Source organism: Streptomyces sp. CMB-StM0423 (genome assembly GCF_002847285.1).
In the GTDB taxonomy this organism is placed as follows: Bacteria; Actinomycetota; Actinomycetes; order Streptomycetales; family Streptomycetaceae; genus Streptomyces.
Genome location: NZ_CP025407.1, coordinates 3,717,980 through 3,734,714 on the forward strand (window position 1 = coordinate 3,717,980; position 16,735 = coordinate 3,734,714).

Below are 16,735 nucleotides of genomic sequence, written 5' to 3' on the forward strand. Positions count from 1 at the left end.
ATCCGCTACGGCTGACCGCCCTCGGTGGGCGACGGCTGGTGCTGCGGGCCCTCGCCCGGCAGCGTGCCGCCCTGGAGGCCACCCGGCAGGCCGCCGCCGGCGGGCGGCGTCTCGGCCTTGTCGAGCATCCTCGGGCCGGAGCCGTTCGTCTCCCGCGGGGAGGTGACCGGCGGCCGGGTGGAGGGCGTACGCCGCGAGGAACCGGTCCACGCCGGCCGCAGCGGGCGCTTGACCAGGGGGCGGAAGATCTCGGCGATCTCCTCCTTGCCCAGGGTCTCCTTCTCCAGCAGCTCCAGCACCAGGTTGTCGAGCACGTCGCGGTTCTCGACGAGCATCTCCCACGCCTCGTTGTGCGCGGTCTCGATCAGCTTCTTGACCTCCTCGTCGACCAGCGCGGCGACCTCCTCGGAGTAGTCGCGCTGGTGCGAGAGCTCCCGGCCCAGGAAGGGCTCGGACTGGTCGGAGCCGAACTTGATCGCGCCCAGCCGCTCGGTCATGCCGTACTGCGTGACCATCTTGCGGGCGAGCCCGGTGGCCTTCTCGATGTCGTTGGCGGCGCCGGTCGTCGGGTCGTGGAAGACCAGTTCCTCGGCCGCGCGGCCGCCCATCATGTACGCGAGCTGGTCCAGCATCTCGTTGCGCGTGGTGGAGTACTTGTCCTCGTCGGGCAGCACCATCGTGTAACCGAGGGCGCGGCCACGGGAGAGGATCGTCACCTTGTGCACCGGGTCGCCGCTGGGAGAGGCCGCCGCGACCAGGGCGTGCCCGCCCTCGTGGTACGCGGTGATCTTCTTCTCCTTCTCCGACATGATGCGCGAGCGCTTCTGCGGGCCGGCGACCACGCGGTCGATGGCCTCGTCCAGCATCTCGTTGTCGATCAGCTTCCGGTTGCTGCGCGCGGTGAGCAGCGCGGCCTCGTTCAGCACGTTGCTGAGGTCGGCGCCGGTGAAGCCGGGGGTGCGTCGGGCGACGGCGGACAGGTCCACGTCCGGGGCGACGGGCTTGCCCTTCTGATGGACCTTGAGGATCTCCAGCCGGCCCTGCATGTCGGGGCTCTCCACGCCGATCTGCCGGTCGAACCGGCCGGGGCGCAGCAGCGCGGGGTCGAGGATGTCGGGCCGGTTGGTGGCCGCGATGAGGATGACGCCGCCCTTGACGTCGAAGCCGTCCATCTCGACCAGGAGCTGGTTCAGCGTCTGCTCGCGCTCGTCGTGGCCGCCGCCCATGCCGGCGCCGCGGTGGCGGCCGACCGCGTCGATCTCGTCGACGAAGACGATCGCCGGAGCGTTCGCCTTGGCCTGCTCGAACAGGTCGCGGACGCGGGAGGCGCCGACGCCGACGAACATCTCGACGAAGTCGGAGCCGGAGATGGAGTAGAACGGCACGCTCGCCTCGCCGGCGACGGCGCGGGCCAGCAGGGTCTTGCCGGTGCCGGGCGGGCCGTAGAGCAGCACGCCCTTGGGGATCTTGGCGCCGACGGCCTGGAACTTCGCGGGCTCCTGCAGGAACTCCTTGATCTCGTGGAGCTCCTCCACGGCCTCGTCGGCCCCGGCCACGTCGGAGAAGGTCGTCTTCGGGGTGTCCTTCGTGATGAGCTTGGCCTTGGACTTCCCGAAGTTCATGACCCGGGAGCCGCCGCCCTGCATCTGGTTCATCAGGAAGAGGAAGACGAGCACGATCAGGACGAACGGCAGCAGGGACAGCAGGATGCTGACGAACGGGTTGTCCTTGGTCGGCTTGACCGAGTACCCGTCGGGGATGTGCCCGCCGTCGAACTTCTTCTGCAGGGTGTCGGCCAGGCCGACACCCTGGTTGTCGATGTAGTTGGCCTGGACCTTGTCGCTGCCGTCGATCTTCTTGCCGTCTTTGAGCTGGACCTTGACGGTCTCGCTGTTGCCGGTGGTCAGCTCCGCGGAGCTGACGTCGTCATTCTGGATCGCGGCGACGACCTTGGCGGTGTCAACGGACTTGTAGCCCTCGGAGGAGCCGACCAGTTGCATCAACAGGACCACGGCGAGGACGGCCAGCACGATCCACATGACCGGCCCACGGAAGTAGCGCTTCACGTCCATCCACACGGGGCGGCGTACGCCCCGTCCCTCCTGCCCAGTGAGGCACGGCTGGCTCCTGAGCGAGCCCGTGGCCGTGCGTATGCCTGTTATGGGTCCAAACTGAAACGACTGTCGTTCGGACGGTACCCCAGAATTGTCACCCGTCCCCGCCGGGGACGGCTAACAAACCGGCTTTCCCATGCTCCAACGGCGGGAAACCCCCCGGTGTTCCCCGGGCAGGGACCCGCCGGCCCGCGTCCGGCCACCCGGGGGGCGGCGGCGGGAAGTCCGCTCAGTCCGCGCACGCGGAGCCGCGGACTGCGTCAGCCACCGTACACGTGCGGTGCGAGGGTCCCGACGAAGGGCAGGTTCCGGTACTTCTCCGCGTAGTCGAGGCCGTAGCCGACGACGAACTCGTTGGGAATGTCGAAGCCGACCCAGTCCACGTCGATGGGCACTTTCGCCGCCTCCGGCTTGCGCAGCAGGGTGAAGACCCGCAGCGAGGCCGGCTGCCGGGAGCCGAGGTTGGAGAGCAGCCAGGAGAGCGTGAGGCCGGAGTCGATGATGTCCTCGACGATCATCACGTGCCGGTCCTGGATATCGGTGTCCAGATCCTTGAGGATCCGTACGACACCGGAGGACTGGGTGCCCGCGCCGTACGAGGACACGGCCATCCAGTCCATCGTGACCGGCGTGGAGAGGGTCCGGGCGAGGTCCGCCATGACCATCACGGCGCCCTTGAGCACCCCGACGATCAGGAGGTCCTTGCCGGCGTACTCCGCGTCGATCTTCGCGGCCATCCCGGCGAGCTTGGCGTCGATCTCTTCCTTGGTGATGAGCACTTTCTCAAGGTCCGCGCCCATGTCCTTCACATCCACCCGGGGTCACTCTCGCTCGTTCGACGACCTCTGCCGAACGGACAGTCTGCCATCCGTTCTCCCGCCGGTCAGGAGCGCGTAGGACACGTTTTCCGCACGTCCCCACCCGCGGCCAACGCCTGTCACGCCCGTACGGTCCCGCCGGCCGGCCTGCGCACCGGCGGGATCCGCGGCGTACGGGCCCTCAGTCCGCCCGGAAGTCCTCCCGGCGGTCCTCCCGCCGGACGACCAGCCGGCCCTGTTCGCGGCGGGCGGACACCCGCCCGGGGAGGTTGAGGGCGCTCTGCCCGCGCCAGCCGGTGATGAGCTTGTCCATCTCCTCGATGTGCCGGCTGAAGAGGGACCCGGCCGGGGAGCCGGCCGCCAGGGCGGCGCGGCGCAGGACGCGGCGCCGCACGGCGGGCGGCAGCGCGTACAGCCCGGGGACGTCGAGGCCGCCGTCCGCGTCCCGTACGCCCCGCTCGGCGTCGGCGGCCCAGGCGTCGAGGGCGTCGGCGTCGTCCCGGGAGAGCCTGGCGGTACGGGCCAGGGAGGCGACGACGCCGCGGCCCAGCGCCTTCTCCAGCACGGGCAGCGCTTCGTGGCGGACGCGCGAGCGGGTGTAGGCGGGATCGACGTTGTGCGGGTCGTCCCAGACGGGCAGCGACTGGACCATGCACGCCTTGCGGGCGACCTGGCGGTCGATCTGGAGGAACGGGCGGCGGTACCGGCCGTCGGGCCCGGAGGTCGCGGCCATGCCGGACAGGGAGCGCACGCCGGAGCCGCGGGCGAGCGCCAGCAGCACCGTTTCGGCCTGGTCGTCTCGGGTGTGGCCGAGGAGTACGGCGGCGGCGCCCAGGCGCTGCGCGGCCTCGTCCAGCGCCGCGTAGCGGGCGTCGCGGGCGGCGGCCTCGGGGCCGCCGCCGCGGCCGACGTCGACGCGCACGGATTCGACGGGGTCCAGGCCGAGGGCGCGCAGCCGGCCGACGACTTCCTGCGCGCGCAGGTCGGAGCCGTCCTGGAGGCCGTGGTCGATGGTGATGCCGCCGGCGCGGGCGCCCTGGCGGGGGGCTTCGAAGGAGAGCGCGGAGGCCAGCGCCATGGAGTCGGCGCCGCCCGAGCAGGCGACGAGGATCAGCGGGGCGGCTGCGGGGGCAGTGGGGGCGGCCGGGCGGGGGGTGCCCGCGAAGCGGGCGCGCGAGACCGGTGCGGGGACCTCGGCCGGGGAGGCCGTGGGGGCGGCGGGAGACGCCTGGGGGGCGGCCGGGGAGGCCGCGGGGGTGGGGGGTACGTGCGCCGTCGCGTACTCCGTGAGCACGTCGTGCAGGACGTGGCGTACGGCCAGACGTATCGCGGCGACCGCTGGATGGGGACCCATGGCTTTCACTTCACTTTCGCTGGCGGCGGAAGAGCTCGCTCGGGCTCACCTCCGCGACCGTCACTGTAAGTGTGTCGATGGTGACAGAGGAGAGCGGCCAACCGAGCATTGCACGCGAGCAACGCCGGGTTCGCTCCCTCGGACGGGTGAAAGTCGCGCGAATATCGCCGCCATGGGAACCGCCGGGAGCAGTCGTCAGCTCTCGGCGCGGCTGTGCACCCGCGCGATCCAGTCCGCCGGTTTGGCGATCTCCGACTTGGTGGGCAGCGTGTTCGGCGAGGTCCACACCCGGTTGAAGCCGTCCATACCGACCTGCTCGACGACGTGCCGCACGAAGCGCTCGCCGTCGCGGTACTGGCGGAGCTTGGCGTCCAGGCCCAGCAGCTTGCGCAGCGCCTGGTCCAGCCGGCCCGCGCCGGCCTGGCGGCGCTTGGTGAACTTCTCCCGGATCTCCGAGACCGACGGCACGACCTGCGGTCCCACGCCGTCCATCACGTAGTCGGCGTGCCCCTCCAGCAGGGACATCACCGCGGTCAGCCGGCCCAGGATCTCCCGCTGCGCCGGGGTCTGGACGACCTCGACGATGCTGCGCTCCTCGCCGCCCTCCTCCCGGCTGCCGCTGAGGCTCTGCAGCGCCTCCCGCACGCGGTCCAGCAGGGTGGCCGGGTCGATCTCGGTCTCGCCCAGGAACGACTGGATCTCGCCCTGGAGATGGTCGCGCAGCCAGGGCACGGCGGTGAACTGGGTGCGGTGGGTCTCCTCGTGGATGCAGACCCACAGCCGGAAGTCGTGCGGGGAGACCTCCAGTTCGCGCTCGACGTGGACGATGTTCGGCGCGATGAGCAGCAGCCGGCCCTGGCCGGCGCCGCCGCTGCCGGAGCCGGCGTGGGCGGCGGGGCCGCCGGGCAGGTCGCGGGTGGCGGGGGCGAAGGTCTCGTACTGGCCGAGGACGCGGGAGGACAGGAACGACAGCAGCATCCCCAGCTCGACGCCGGTGATCTTGCCGCCCACGGCGCCCAGGACGGCCCCGCCGGGGAGGCCGGAGCGGCGCTTGTCCATCTTCTCCAGCAGCGGCGCGAGGACGGCGCGGAAGCCCGCGACGTTCGCCTTGATCCAGCCGGGGCGGTCGACCACGAGGATCGGGGTGTCGTGCCGCGGGTCGGCGCCCTCGGGATACATCCGGGAGAACTCGCGCACGTGCTCCTCGGCCGACCGGGCGTGCGCCCGCAGCTCGCCGACGATGGCGCGCGCCTCGTCCTGGCTCACCTCGGGGCCCGGCCGCACGAGCCGGGTCGCGGTCGCAACCGCGAGATTCCAGTCGACCATCTCCGCACCACCGATGCTCGTCATCTCTTCACCGTACGTGCCCACGCGGCCGAGCGGGAGCGCGCAGCCCCCGGAACCGGCTACGGGAGGGCCCGTAGGGGACGCGCCGGGCCGGGCGGGGAGGGGGCGCGGGCGGGGGCGGCGGGGCGGCCGCCCGAACGAGGGAGGGGATTCACTTCTCGTTCACTTCGGACAGCAGAGCGATTCACCTGTTTTGCCTAAATTCGGCGGAGAAAGGTGAACAGCGCAGGCGAGACGGACGGGAACGCGCATATCTGAGGGAGAGGTCTGTCTCCAGTCCGCATGAACCGCAAAGGACCCCCACCGTGAAGCTTCCCCGCACCACCCGGCTGCGCGCCGCGGCCGCCGGCGCCCTCGCCCTCGCCGGCGCCCTCGTCCTCGGCGCCTGCGGGTCGGACGACAACACCGGCGGCTCCGGCTCGACCGGTGGCGGCGCCCAGGCCGCGGCCGACGACGTGAAGTGCGCCGGCTCCGGCGAGCTGCTGGCGTCGGGCTCCTCGGCGCAGAAGAACGCCATGGACCAGTGGGTCAGCGACTTCCAGGGCGTCTGCCCGGACATCACCGTCAACTACAAGGCCACCGGCTCGGGCGCCGGCATCCAGGAGTTCCTCCAGGGCAAGACCGGCTTCGCCGGTTCCGACTCGGTGCTGAAGCCCGAGGAGGTGCAGGCGTCGAAGAAGGTCTGCAAGAACGGTGAGGCCGTCAACATCCCGATGCTCGGCGGCCCCATCGCCATCGGCTACAACGTCAAGGGCGTGGACGACCTCATCCTGAACGCGGACGTCCTCGCCCGGATCTTCTCCGGCGCGATCACCAACTGGAACGACCCGGCCATCGCCGAACTCAACCCCGACGCGGACCTGCCGGACACCAAGATCCAGCCGGTGCACCGCTCGGACGAGTCCGGCACCACCGACAACTTCACCCAGTACCTCGCCGCCGCCGCCAAGAACACCTGGCCGCACCAGCCCGGCAAGAAGTGGCCCGTCCAGGGCGGCCAGGCCGCGGACGGCTCCTCCGGCGTCTCCTCGCAGGTGAAGCAGACCGACGGCGCCATCTCGTACTTCGAGCTGTCCTTCGCCACCGCGAGCGGCATCAACACCGTCAAGCTCGACACCGGCGCCACGGAGCCCGTCGAGGCCACCAGCCAGAACGCCTCCAAGGCCATCGCCGCCGCGAAGGTCACCGGTTCCGGCAAGGACCTGGCGATGCAGCTCGACTTCACCACCGACACCGAGGGCGCCTACCCGCTGACCCTCCTCACCTACGAGATCGCCTGCGACCAGGGCAACCACAAGGACAACCTCGGCAAGGTCAAGTCCTTCCTCGGCTTCACCGCGAGTGACGCCGGCCAGTCGAAGCTGAGCCAGCTCGGCTACGCCCCGCTGCCCGCGGAGGTCGTCGGGAAGGTCCGTACGACAGTGGAGTCACTCTCCTGACCACCGACCCGGACCCCCGCAGCCCCCGCGCAGACCTGAGCGGGGGCCCGGAGGGCGCGGGTCCCGCAGCCGGTCCGCCGCCGCCGGGGCTCACGGCGCCCACCCCCGCGCCGTCGCCCCACCCCGAGGGGAGGCCGCCCGTGAGTACCGACACCGACATACGCACCCACGCCCCGCCACCGCCGGAGGCGCCGCGGGAGAAGGGCCGCCGCAAGAGCGCGACCCGCCTCGGCGACCGCGTCTTCGCCGGCCTGTCGAAGGGCTCGGGGATCACCCTGCTGGTGATCATGGGCGCGATCGCGGCCTTCCTCGCGTATCGCGCCTCGCTGGCCCTCGCCCAGAACGAGGGCAACTTCCTCACCACCTTCCAGTGGGACGCCAACGCCGACCCGCCGGTCTTCGGCATCGCGGTGCTGGCCTTCGGCACGCTCGTCTCGTCGGTCATCGCGATGGTCATCGCCGTGCCGATCGCGGTGGGCATCGCGCTGTTCGTCACCCACTACGCGCCGCGCAGGGTGGCCGCGCCCCTCGCGTACGTCATCGACCTGCTGGCCGCCATCCCCTCGATCGTCTACGGCCTGTGGGGCGCCCTGTTCCTGGTGCCGCACCTCATCGGCCCGTACGAGTGGCTGGACGACCTCCTGGGCTGGACCGTCGTCTTCTCCTTCGACGGCAGCGCCCCGCGCTCCCTGATGACCGCCGGCATCCTGCTGGCGATCATGATCCTGCCGATCATCACCAACGTCAGCCGCGAGGTCTTCCGGCAGTCGCCGCAGACGCACCAGGAGGCGGCGCTGGCGCTGGGTGCCACGCGCTGGGAGCTCATCCGGATGTCGGTGCTCCCCTTCGGGCGCTCCGGCGTCATCTCGGCCTCGATGCTGGGCCTCGGGCGGGCGCTGGGCGAGACGATGGCGGTGGCCACCGTGCTGTCGCCGTCGGCGCTGCTGTCGGCGAAGATCCTGGAGCCCGGGGGCGGGACGTTCGCGCAGAACATCGCCTCGGCGTTCAAGGAGGCCGGGGAGTTCGGGCGGGACGCGCTGATCGCCTCCGGTCTGGTGCTGTTCGTCATCACGCTGCTGGTCAACGGCGCCGCCCGGCTGATCATCGCGCGCCGCAAGGAGTACTCGGGAGCGAACGCATGAGCGCGCCCGGGAGCGTCATGGACCGGACCGACGCCTTCGCCATCCACCAGCCGCGCCTGCCCCGCTGGGCGCCGGTGGCCGTCGCGGCCGCCGCGGTGGCGGCGGGAGTGGCGGTCGGGCTGGGCGCGGGGCTGGACAGCCGGGTGCAGTGGGGGCTGATCGCCGCGCTGCTCTTCGTGGCCGGGCTGTACGGCGTCTCGGCGCGTACGGAGGGCACCCGCAAGGCGAGGGACCGGCTGGCCACGTCGCTCGTGTGGGGCGCCTTCCTGCTGGCCGTCATCCCGCTGGCGTCACTGGTCTGGGAGACCGTACGGCAGGGCGTCAAGGTCCTCGACGGCTACTTCCTGACGCACTCCATGAACGGCGTCGTCGCCATCGCGCCCGGCGGGGGCATCTACCACGCCCTCCTCGGCACCATCCAGCAGGTCGCGCTGGCCACCGTGATCGCCACTCCGATCGGGCTGCTGACGGCCGTGTATCTCGTGGAGTACGGGGGCGGGCGGCTGGCGAAGGCGGTCACCTTCTTCGTCGACGTCATGACCGGCATCCCGTCGATCGTCGCCGGCCTGTTCATCCTCAGCGTCTGGATCATGGGGCTGGGCTTCGGCTACTCCGGCCTCGCCGGCTCCTTCGCACTGGCCATCCTGATGATGCCGATCGTCGTGCGCTCCACCGAGGAGATGCTGAAGCTCGTGCCGAACGAGCTGCGCGAGGCGTCGTACGCCCTGGGCGTACCGAAGTGGAAGACGATCCTGCAGGTCGTCCTGCCCACCTCCCTCGGCGGCATCACCACCGGCGTGATGCTCGCCGTGGCCCGTATCACCGGCGAGACGGCTCCTCTGTTGCTGCTCGTCTTCGGCAACCCCGCCATCAACTCCGACCCCCTCAAGGGCGCCCAGGCGTCGCTCCCGCTCTACATCTACGAGCAGTGGGCCAACGGCAACAGCGCCTCCTACGACCGCGCCTGGGCCGCCGCCCTGGTGCTCATCATCTTCGTCATGCTCCTCAACCTGTTCGCCCGCCTCATCGCCCGTTTCAAGGCTCCGAAGACCGGCCGCTGACGGCCACGTACGAAAGAGATTCCAGTCCCATGGCCAAACGCATCGACATCGGCGACCTGACCGCCTACTACGGCGACTTCAAGGCGATCGACGGCATCTCACTGTCCGTCGAGCCCAAGTCCGTGACCGCCTTCATCGGCCCGTCCGGCTGCGGCAAGTCCACCTTCCTGCGCACCATCAACCGCATGCACGAGGTCACCCCGGGCGCCCGCGTCGAGGGCGAGGTGCGCCTCGACGGCGACGACCTGTACGGACCGGGCGTCGACCCGGTCGGGGTGCGCCGGGTGGTGGGCATGGTCTTCCAGCGGCCCAACCCGTTCCCGACGATGAGCGTGTACGAGAACGTGGCCGCGGGCCTGAAGCTCAACGCCCGGTACAAGAAGTCCGAACTCGACGACGTGGTGGAGAAGTCCCTGCGCGGCGCGAACCTGTGGAACGAGGTCAAGGACCGCCTCAACCGCCCCGGCTCCGGCCTCTCCGGCGGCCAGCAGCAGCGCCTGTGCATCGCCCGCGCCATCGCCGTCGAACCGCAGGTGCTCCTCATGGACGAACCCTGCTCGGCCCTCGACCCGGTCTCCACGCTGGCCATCGAGGACCTGATGGCCGACCTGAAGGAGCGGTTCACGATCGTCATCGTCACGCACAACATGCAGCAGGCGGCGCGCGTGTCGGACCGTACCGCGTTCTTCAACCTGTCGGAGGTCGGGCAGCCCGGCCGGCTCATCGAGGTGGGCGACACCGACAAGATCTTCTCCAACCCCGAGAAGAAGGCGACGGAGGACTACATCTCGGGCCGCTTCGGCTGAGGACCGAGCCCGCGGGGCACGGAGGTCGCGCAGAAACGCTTCAGCGCTACTCGAAGGCCAGGTGCACCAGCCAGTACACCGCCGCCGCCACCCCCGCCGCAGCCGGCATCGTGACGAACCACCCCATCACGATGTTCTTCGCCACCCCCCAGCGCACGGCCTTGACCCGCTTCGTCGCGCCGGCGCCCATGATCGCCGAAGTGATCACGTGCGTCGTCGAGATCGGCGCGTTGAACATGAACGACGCGGAGTACATGATCCCCGCCGCCGTCGTCTCGGCGGCGAACCCCTGCGGCGGCTGGAGGTCGATGATCCGCCGCCCCAGCGTCCGCATGATGCGCCAGCCGCCCGCGTACGTACCGAGCGAGAGCATCAGCGCGCACATCACCTTCACCCACCACGGGATGGCGTCGCCCTCGTCCTCCACGTCCGCGATGACCAGCGCCAGCACGACGATGCCCATCGTCTTCTGCGCGTCCTGCAGCCCGTGTCCCAGCGCCATCGCCGCCGCCGACACGGTCTGCGCCACCCGGAAGCCGCGCTGCGCGCGGCGCGGGGTGGAGCGGCGGAACATCCACAGGATCGCGCACATCACCAGATAGCCGACGCACAGGCCGACGATCGGCGAGATGAACATCGGGATGACGACCTTCTCCAGCACCCCGGACCAGAACACCTTCGACGACGCCGCCAGCGCCGCGCCGACCATGCCGCCGAAGAGCGCGTGCGAGGACGACGACGGCAGCCCGAAATACCACGTGATCATGTTCCACGTGATCGCCCCGACCAGGGCGGCGAACAGGATCCACATCCCGTGCGACCCGTGCGGGGTCTCGATCAGCCCTTCGCTCACCGTCTTGGCGACGCCGCTGCCGAGGAAGGCGCCGGCGAAGTTCATCACCGCGGCCATCAGCAGCGCGGCGCGCGGCGTCAGGGCGCGGGTGGAGACGGAGGTCGCGATCGCGTTGGCGGAGTCGTGGAAGCCGTTGGTGTACGTGAAGAAGAGCGCAACCCCGATCGTGACGACAAGCGCGAAGGTGTCCACCGGGCTCAGGACTCCTTGACCGCGATCGTTTCCACGGTGTTCGCGACCTTCTCGAAGGCGTCGGCGGCCTCTTCCAGTACATCGACGATCTGCTTGAGCTTGAGCACCTCGATGGCGTCGTACTTGCCGTTGAAGAGGTGCGCGAGAAGCTTGCGGTGGATCTGGTCGGCCTGGTTCTCCAGCCGGTTGACCTCGATCCAGAACTCCGGCAGGTGGTTGAGCGTACGGAGGTTGGGCATCGCCTCCGCGGTCAGCTCCGCGGCCCGCGCGAGCACCTCGATCTGCTGCTCCACGCCCCGCGGCAGCTCCTCGATCTGGTAGAGGACGACGAGGTCGACGGCCTCCTCCATGAAGTCCATGATGTCGTCCAGCGAGCTGGCGAGGCGGTAGATGTCCTCGCGGTCGAAGGGCGTGATGAACGAGGCGTTGAGCTGGTGCAGGATGGCGTGGGTGGCGTCGTCGCCGGCGTGTTCCGCAGCGCGCATCCGCTCGGCGATCTCGGCCCGGGCGGAGGAATCCGCCCCGAGCAGTTCCATCAGGAGCTTCGAGCCCGTCACGATGTTGTCGGCCGAGGCGGCGAACATATCGTAGAAGCTCGTCTCCCTGGGGGTCAGACGAAATCGCACGTGATGATCCTCAGTGCTGCGAATATCGGCGAATAGGTCCTGATGATGCTAGGCGAGCCGCACCTGGGGAGCGAACCGGCTCTGCGGAACAGCCGCAGGACAGAATGCCACGAAGGCGGTATCATATACCCCCTAAGGGTATATCGCGCACGGTTCGCATACGGTGGTACGCACACAGCGATACGCGCCGGGCGGATCGAGGGATGGGAAACGGAAGGACGGGCACGTGACCGACACCACGGCAACGACGACCGCCGCCGAGACGGCGCCGGGCGCCGGCCCGCACGGGTACAGCAAGGACAAAGAGGCCCACCTCAAACGACTCCGCCGGATCGAGGGCCAGGTCCGCGGGCTGCAGCGGATGGTCGAGGAAGACGTCTACTGCATCGACATACTCACGCAGGTCTCCGCGAGCACGAAGGCGCTGCAGTCCTTCGCCCTCCAGCTTCTGGAGGAGCACCTGCGGCACTGCGTCGCCGACGCCGCCGCCCGGGGCGGGGACGAGATCGACGCGAAGGTCGAGGAGGCCACCGCCGCGATCGCCCGGATGCTGCGGGCGTAACGCCGGGCGGCCGGCCGCCGCTGCTGCGCGCGTACGGGCCGCGCGCAGCGCCCGCGGCCCGCCGGGCCGCGCACACCCTGCGCTCCGTGCCCTTCGCTACGTGTCCTGCGCTCCGTGCCCCGAGCGCCGCCCCGCCGCGCGCTCCCGCGCCACGTGCCCGGTCGCTACGGCGTGATCTCCTGCCGGCCGCGCCTGCGCTCCAGCTCGGAGCCGCGCCGCTCGGCTTCCACCCTCAGCACCTCGTCGATGCGGTCGTCGCTCAGCCGCTCTTCCGGTGCGCTCGTCGCCGCGATGATCAATTCACCGCACAACTCGATTTCGGCGAGAGCCACATGGTCCTGTACAGCCGACCCCCGACCCACGTGCAATCACCCCACTTCCCCATGCACACCCGCCGGCAGCCGGGCTCACCGCTCAGAGTAGGTAGGACGGCACAGTCCGCGCATGACACGTCTGGACCATTTACGGCCCCGGCCTTCCCGGGCGAATCCCGACGCCCCCGCGCAAACGACCGGAATCAACTCCCGCTAGGACGCGGGCTGTTGGCCGCTCTGGCGAACCGTTCCGGCATAGATGTCACGATCCGCGGGCAACGCCACCTCGGCCGGTGCCCCGAAGTCGTAGGTTTCGACGGTCGACGCCACCCGCACCGGTGAGTCCCCGGACAGCGCGAACTCGTGCCGCACCCGGCGCGGCCGGCCGTCCTCGTCCAGATACACGTCGAAGACCACCGCGTCCTGGACGAACCCCTCGGCCGCGGCGGTCAGCGCCCCGCGCGCGTACGGGGACGCCGCGCGGGCGGCGCGGCCGAGGTCGGCCGTGCCCTCGTAGTGCCGTACGACGCTGTCGCCGACGCGCTCCTCGCCCACGTACCGCACCTCGCTGGCGCCGCGCAGCAGTTCCGCGGCGGTCAGCGGGTCGGTGGCGCCGTTGGTGACGAGGTTGCCGTCGGAGAGCCGGGTCGTGTCGAGCCGGAGCCACTTGTCGGCGGGGACGCCGGCGCCGCGGTTCTTCATGTACAGCTCGCCGACCGCGTACAGCTCGGTGATCGGCTCCTCCTCCCCCTGCGGCATCACCACGCGCAGCAGGCCGCGCCGGCCCGCGTAGTCGAAGGCACCGTCGCCGCTGACGGTGACGCGGGTGCCGCCGCTGATCATCTCCATCGCCGTACGCGCGCGGGAACTGCCCGCGCCGGCCAGCGCGTCGGCGGCGCGCTGCACGGCGGTGAGCGGGTCGCCGCCCGGGTGTTCGTCGGCCGCGGCGCCGCGCTCGGAGCAGCCGGCGGTGGCGGACAGGGCCGCGGCGGCGAGGGCGCCGAGGAGCGCGACCACGGCTGCGGGCCGGGCCTTGGCGGCGGCACCGGGGCGTGCGGGCGTGGTGCCGGTGCCTTCGGTCCGCCGCTGCTCCGCCGCCATCTCTCGCTACCCCCGGCCGGTGTTTTCTCCGGTTCGCTTAACGATGTGGAGGGGGCACCGTCACGGTCTGCCCCACCGCGGTACCGTGACCGCGTGCTCAGCGACGGACCCGGCGACGGGCCGGGTGACCCCCAGGGCGGCGCGGGTTCCGACGGCCCGTACGGCGGCGGCGCGCACCGCACGTCGACCGCCGAGCAGGGCGCGTTCGCCTTCGCCCGCTGCACCTGCGGCTGGACGGGACCGGCCCGCCGCGCCCGCTCCCGCGCCCGTACGGATGCCGCGGACCACCGCCCGGACGGCCTCGGCTGAGAGGTCCGTAGCGCGAGGCTTTGCTACTTGGGGGTAGCGAAGGGTGGACACGATGCGCTGTGCTGTCCCGATGGACAGGCGCACAGTGCTCCGTACCGCCCTCGCCACCGCCGCAGGCGTGGGCGCCGCCGGCGTCGCCGGCTGCTCGGGCGACGACGACGGCGGAAAGCCCGACCCCAAGCCCGGCGGCTCCCACTCCGGTTCCGGCAGCGGCGCGGCCACCGGACCGCCGGACTGGCCCGCGCTCGCGGAGTCACTCGCCGGCCGCCTCGTCCTCCCCGGGCACGACGACTACCGCGTCGCCGCCCAGCAGTACAACACCCGCTTCGACGACCTGCGCCCCGCCGCCGTCGCGTACGTCGACCACGCCGACGACGCCGCCGAGTGCCTGCGCTTCGCCCGCGCCGCCGGCGTCCCCGTCGCCGTCCGCAGCGGCGGCCACTCCTACGCCGGCTTCTCCAGCGGCAACGGCCGCCTCGTCGTCGACGTCTCCGCACTCTCCGGCATCGACGCCGACTCCGGCACCGCCACCGTCGGCGCCGGGGCGCGCACCATCGACGTCTACGAGGTCCTCGCCGTCCGCGGCCGGACCATACCCGCCGGCTCCTGCGCGACGGTCGGCATGGCCGGCCTCACCCTCGGCGGCGGCCACGGGGTCGTCTCGCGCGCGTACGGGCTCACCTGCGACCACCTCCGCGGCGCCACCGTCGTCACCGCCGACGGCAAGACCGTCGAGTGCTCGGCGGACGAGAACAAGGACCTGTTCTGGGCGCTGCGCGGCGCCGGCGGCGGCAACTTCGGGATCGTCACCGAACTGCGCTACGACACCCGCGAAGCCTCGGACGTCGTCGCCGCGAACATGGTGTGGCCCTGGTCGAAGGCCGAGGCGCTGCTCACCACCTGGCAGGGGTGGGGCCCGGACCAGCCCGACGAGCTGTGGTCCGCCGTCCACTTCGGCAACACCCGCGGCGGCGAGCCGACGATCTCCGTGGCCGCGATGTCGCTGGGCACCGAGGACGACATGCACACCGCCGTCGACTTCCTCGCCGACCAGGCCGGCGGCCCCGGGCCCGCCGAGGACGTCGCCATCGGCCCGCAGTCGTACATCCACGCCATGCGCTCGTACGCGGGCTGCGCCCAGGCCGACCGCGAGCAGTGCCGGCTCCAGGGCGGCGTCCCGGGCCGCAACGCGCGCGGCATCCTGCAGCGCGACACGTTCGCGGCGCGCTCCGACTTCTACGACGAGCCGCTGGGCGCCGGCGGCATCGGCACGCTGCTGGACCGGGCGGAGAAGGCGTCGCGGTCGGCGGACGCGCTGTTCATCCTCACCGCGCTGGGCGGGGCGGTGAACCGGGTGCCGGTGGGGGACACGGCGTTCGTGCACCGCGGGTCGCGGGTGCTGGCGCAGTACATCTCGTCGTGGGACGAGGGCGAGGACGGCGGTCCCGGCGAGCGGTGGCTGGCGGACACGCACGCGGCGATGCGGGAGCACGCCTCGGGGGCGGCGTACCAGAACTACACGGATCCGGAGCTGCGGAAGTGGCGCGGCGCGTACTACGGTTCCGCGGCGGAGCGGCTGGCGAAGGTGAAGGAGCGGTACGACCCGGAGCGGCTGTTCGACTTCGACCAGGCGGTGTAGGCGGGCGGTGCAGGCAGGCGGTCCGGGCGTCACGCGGTGTAGCGCCCGGCCGCGGAGAACTTCAGGGGGCGCATTGGCGCGCGCACCCGGCGGGGACTGCTTCCGTACGCGCCGGGCCCCGGCCTCCGCAGCCGCCGGTGGGCCGCTCCCGTACCGGCTACGCCGCCAACTCGTCGCCGTCCCGGCCGCCGCCTCCGCCGCGCTCCAGCGACTCCGTCCGCGGCGTGGGGACCCCGCCGGGATCCGTCGCCGGTTCCCGTTCCCGGCCGGCGTCCGCCGCCTCCGGGTCGCCGACGAGCCACTCGGGCGCCCGCCTGACCAGCGGCATCAACCCGGCCGTCGCCGCCGGCGCGAGCAGCAGCGCCACCGACGTGCCGAGCGCGATGCCGCCGACGACGTCCGAGGGGTAGTGGACGCCCAGGTAGACCCGGCTCAGCGCCTCCAGCAGCGCCAGCGCCAGCGCGGCGAGCCCGTACCGCCTGCTCGCCATGAAGATGCCGACCGCCAGCGCCATGGCGACCGACGTGTGGTCGCTGACGAACGAATACCCGGTCGTGCCGGGGAGCAGGACCTCCAGGCCCTCGTGCTCCCGGAACGGCCGCGGGCGCTCCACGATCGCGCGGATCGGCATGTTCGCGAGCAGTGCGAGCGCCGCTGCCAGCGGGCCCCACAGCAGCGCGGTCACGACCGGCACCGCGCCCGTACGCCGGCGCGCGCGCCACCAGCACACGACCAGCAGCACGCCGAGCAGGCCGATCAGCCCGTACTCGCCGAGGAACGCCGCCCCGCGGTCGAACCAGGGCGGCGTGGAGTCCGCAACGCCGTTGATGTCGAACAGCACGGAAACGTCGGCGTTCGACCCGCTCGGGGGTGCCCCCGCAAGGTGCAGCGAACGCATGTCCACTCGGCTCCTCTCCCCACCCGTTTCCCGCTGATCGGCGACTGCCGTCTTCCCTATTGCAACGGTGCCGCTCGCCCTTTGCAACGGCGCCGCGACGGTCTGCGTTCCGTCTGCTACCGAAAGATCACCGGGAGGTTATCGAAGAGTGACCGTCCGT

General features: G+C 71.4%; 16 protein-coding genes. 7 read left to right on the forward strand and 9 right to left on the reverse strand.

From position 1 onward, the window contains the following. Window positions 1-5: 5 nt before the first annotated feature. The 4 genes from ftsH to CXR04_RS16020 all read right to left on the reverse strand — a co-directional run bounded on the left by ftsH (window position 6) and on the right by CXR04_RS16020 (window position 5,636). A complete protein-coding gene (ftsH, locus tag CXR04_RS16005) occupies window positions 6-2,072 on the reverse strand; it encodes an ATP-dependent zinc metalloprotease FtsH (RefSeq protein ID WP_101422985.1) in 2,067 nt (688 codons plus the stop codon). 302 nt (window positions 2,073-2,374) lie between these two features. Further along, a complete protein-coding gene (hpt, locus tag CXR04_RS16010; protein WP_101426402.1) occupies window positions 2,375-2,914 on the reverse strand; it encodes a hypoxanthine phosphoribosyltransferase in 540 nt (179 codons plus the stop codon). Between the two features lie 199 nt (window positions 2,915-3,113). Beyond that, window positions 3,114-4,286 (reverse strand): tRNA lysidine(34) synthetase TilS, encoded by a 1,173-nt coding sequence (gene tilS / locus CXR04_RS16015; protein WP_101422987.1) that lies wholly within the window; start codon window positions 4,284-4,286, stop codon window positions 3,114-3,116. A 195-nt stretch (window positions 4,287-4,481) separates the two neighbouring features. Then, complete coding sequence (locus tag CXR04_RS16020; protein ID WP_101422989.1) at window positions 4,482-5,636, reverse strand: zinc-dependent metalloprotease; 1,155 nt, start codon at window positions 5,634-5,636, stop codon at window positions 4,482-4,484. A gap of 302 nt (window positions 5,637-5,938) precedes the next feature. On the opposite strand from CXR04_RS16020, the gene pstS reads away from it, so the two are divergent. The 4 genes from pstS (at window position 5,939) to pstB (ending at window position 10,081) form a co-directional block, all read left to right on the forward strand. Then, window positions 5,939-7,072 carry a phosphate ABC transporter substrate-binding protein PstS gene (gene pstS / locus CXR04_RS16025; protein ID WP_101422991.1) on the forward strand — a complete coding sequence of 378 codons (1,134 nt, stop codon included), beginning with the start codon at window positions 5,939-5,941 and terminating at the stop codon, window positions 7,070-7,072. Between the two features lie 140 nt (window positions 7,073-7,212). Next, window positions 7,213-8,214, forward strand: a complete 1,002-nt coding sequence (gene pstC / locus CXR04_RS16030; protein WP_101422993.1) for a phosphate ABC transporter permease subunit PstC — start codon at window positions 7,213-7,215, stop codon at window positions 8,212-8,214. After that, the gene (gene pstA / locus CXR04_RS16035) at window positions 8,211-9,275 is read left to right on the forward strand and encodes a phosphate ABC transporter permease PstA (RefSeq protein ID WP_101422995.1); all 1,065 of its coding nucleotides are present in this window, start codon (window positions 8,211-8,213) and stop codon (window positions 9,273-9,275) included. Before pstC ends, pstA begins: the two co-directional genes overlap by 4 nt. Window positions 9,276-9,304: 29 nt before the next feature. Further along, the gene (pstB, locus tag CXR04_RS16040) at window positions 9,305-10,081 is read left to right on the forward strand and encodes a phosphate ABC transporter ATP-binding protein PstB (RefSeq protein WP_101422997.1); all 777 of its coding nucleotides are present in this window, start codon (window positions 9,305-9,307) and stop codon (window positions 10,079-10,081) included. Window positions 10,082-10,127: 46 nt separating this feature from the next. On the opposite strand, the gene CXR04_RS16045 is transcribed toward pstB, so the two are convergent. Then, the gene (locus CXR04_RS16045; protein ID WP_101422999.1) at window positions 10,128-11,126 is read right to left on the reverse strand and encodes an inorganic phosphate transporter; all 999 of its coding nucleotides are present in this window, start codon (window positions 11,124-11,126) and stop codon (window positions 10,128-10,130) included. Between the two features lie 5 nt (window positions 11,127-11,131). Next, a complete protein-coding gene (locus CXR04_RS16050) occupies window positions 11,132-11,752 on the reverse strand; it encodes a DUF47 domain-containing protein (RefSeq protein ID WP_101423001.1) in 621 nt (206 codons plus the stop codon). A gap of 226 nt (window positions 11,753-11,978) precedes the next feature. Between CXR04_RS16050 and CXR04_RS16055 the strand changes: the two genes are divergently transcribed. Then, on the forward strand, window positions 11,979-12,314 hold the full coding sequence (locus CXR04_RS16055; RefSeq protein ID WP_101423003.1) for a metal-sensitive transcriptional regulator: 336 nt from the start codon (window positions 11,979-11,981) through the stop codon (window positions 12,312-12,314). A gap of 164 nt (window positions 12,315-12,478) precedes the next feature. On the opposite strand, the gene CXR04_RS16060 is transcribed toward CXR04_RS16055, so the two are convergent. Then, window positions 12,479-12,682 (reverse strand): hypothetical protein, encoded by a 204-nt coding sequence (locus tag CXR04_RS16060; RefSeq protein ID WP_234380258.1) that lies wholly within the window; start codon window positions 12,680-12,682, stop codon window positions 12,479-12,481. Between the two features lie 159 nt (window positions 12,683-12,841). Then, window positions 12,842-13,729 (reverse strand): hypothetical protein, encoded by an 888-nt coding sequence (locus CXR04_RS16065; protein WP_101423005.1) that lies wholly within the window; start codon window positions 13,727-13,729, stop codon window positions 12,842-12,844. 93 nt (window positions 13,730-13,822) lie between these two features. On the opposite strand from CXR04_RS16065, the gene CXR04_RS16070 reads away from it, so the two are divergent. Beyond that, window positions 13,823-14,038, forward strand: coding sequence for a hypothetical protein (locus tag CXR04_RS16070; RefSeq protein ID WP_101423006.1), 216 nt, complete (start codon window positions 13,823-13,825; stop codon window positions 14,036-14,038). A 70-nt stretch (window positions 14,039-14,108) separates the two neighbouring features. Beyond that, window positions 14,109-15,677 (forward strand): FAD-binding oxidoreductase, encoded by a 1,569-nt coding sequence (locus tag CXR04_RS16075; RefSeq protein WP_234380259.1) that lies wholly within the window; start codon window positions 14,109-14,111, stop codon window positions 15,675-15,677. A 157-nt stretch (window positions 15,678-15,834) separates the two neighbouring features. Here CXR04_RS16075 and CXR04_RS16080 read toward each other — a convergent pair whose 3' ends face one another. Continuing rightward, window positions 15,835-16,581, reverse strand: coding sequence for a phosphatase PAP2 family protein (locus CXR04_RS16080; RefSeq protein ID WP_101423010.1), 747 nt, complete (start codon window positions 16,579-16,581; stop codon window positions 15,835-15,837). Window positions 16,582-16,735: the final 154 nt, after the last annotated feature.

Excerpts from the sequence above, each read along its gene's own strand:
- hpt (WP_101426402.1), bottom strand. The coding sequence starts at position 2,914 with ATGGGCGCGGACCTTGAGAAAGTGCTCATCACCAAGGAAGAGATCGAC.
- pstB (WP_101422997.1), top strand. The coding sequence starts at position 9,305 with ATGGCCAAACGCATCGACATCGGCGACCTGACCGCCTACTACGGCGAC.
- pstA (WP_101422995.1), top strand. The coding sequence starts at position 8,211 with ATGAGCGCGCCCGGGAGCGTCATGGACCGGACCGACGCCTTCGCCATC.
- tilS (WP_101422987.1), bottom strand. The coding sequence starts at position 4,286 with ATGGGTCCCCATCCAGCGGTCGCCGCGATACGTCTGGCCGTACGCCAC.
- CXR04_RS16065 (WP_101423005.1), bottom strand. The coding sequence starts at position 13,729 with ATGGCGGCGGAGCAGCGGCGGACCGAAGGCACCGGCACCACGCCCGCA.
- CXR04_RS16075 (WP_234380259.1), top strand. The coding sequence starts at position 14,109 with ATGGACAGGCGCACAGTGCTCCGTACCGCCCTCGCCACCGCCGCAGGC.
- CXR04_RS16020 (WP_101422989.1), bottom strand. The coding sequence starts at position 5,636 with ATGACGAGCATCGGTGGTGCGGAGATGGTCGACTGGAATCTCGCGGTT.
- ftsH (WP_101422985.1), bottom strand. The coding sequence starts at position 2,072 with ATGGACGTGAAGCGCTACTTCCGTGGGCCGGTCATGTGGATCGTGCTG.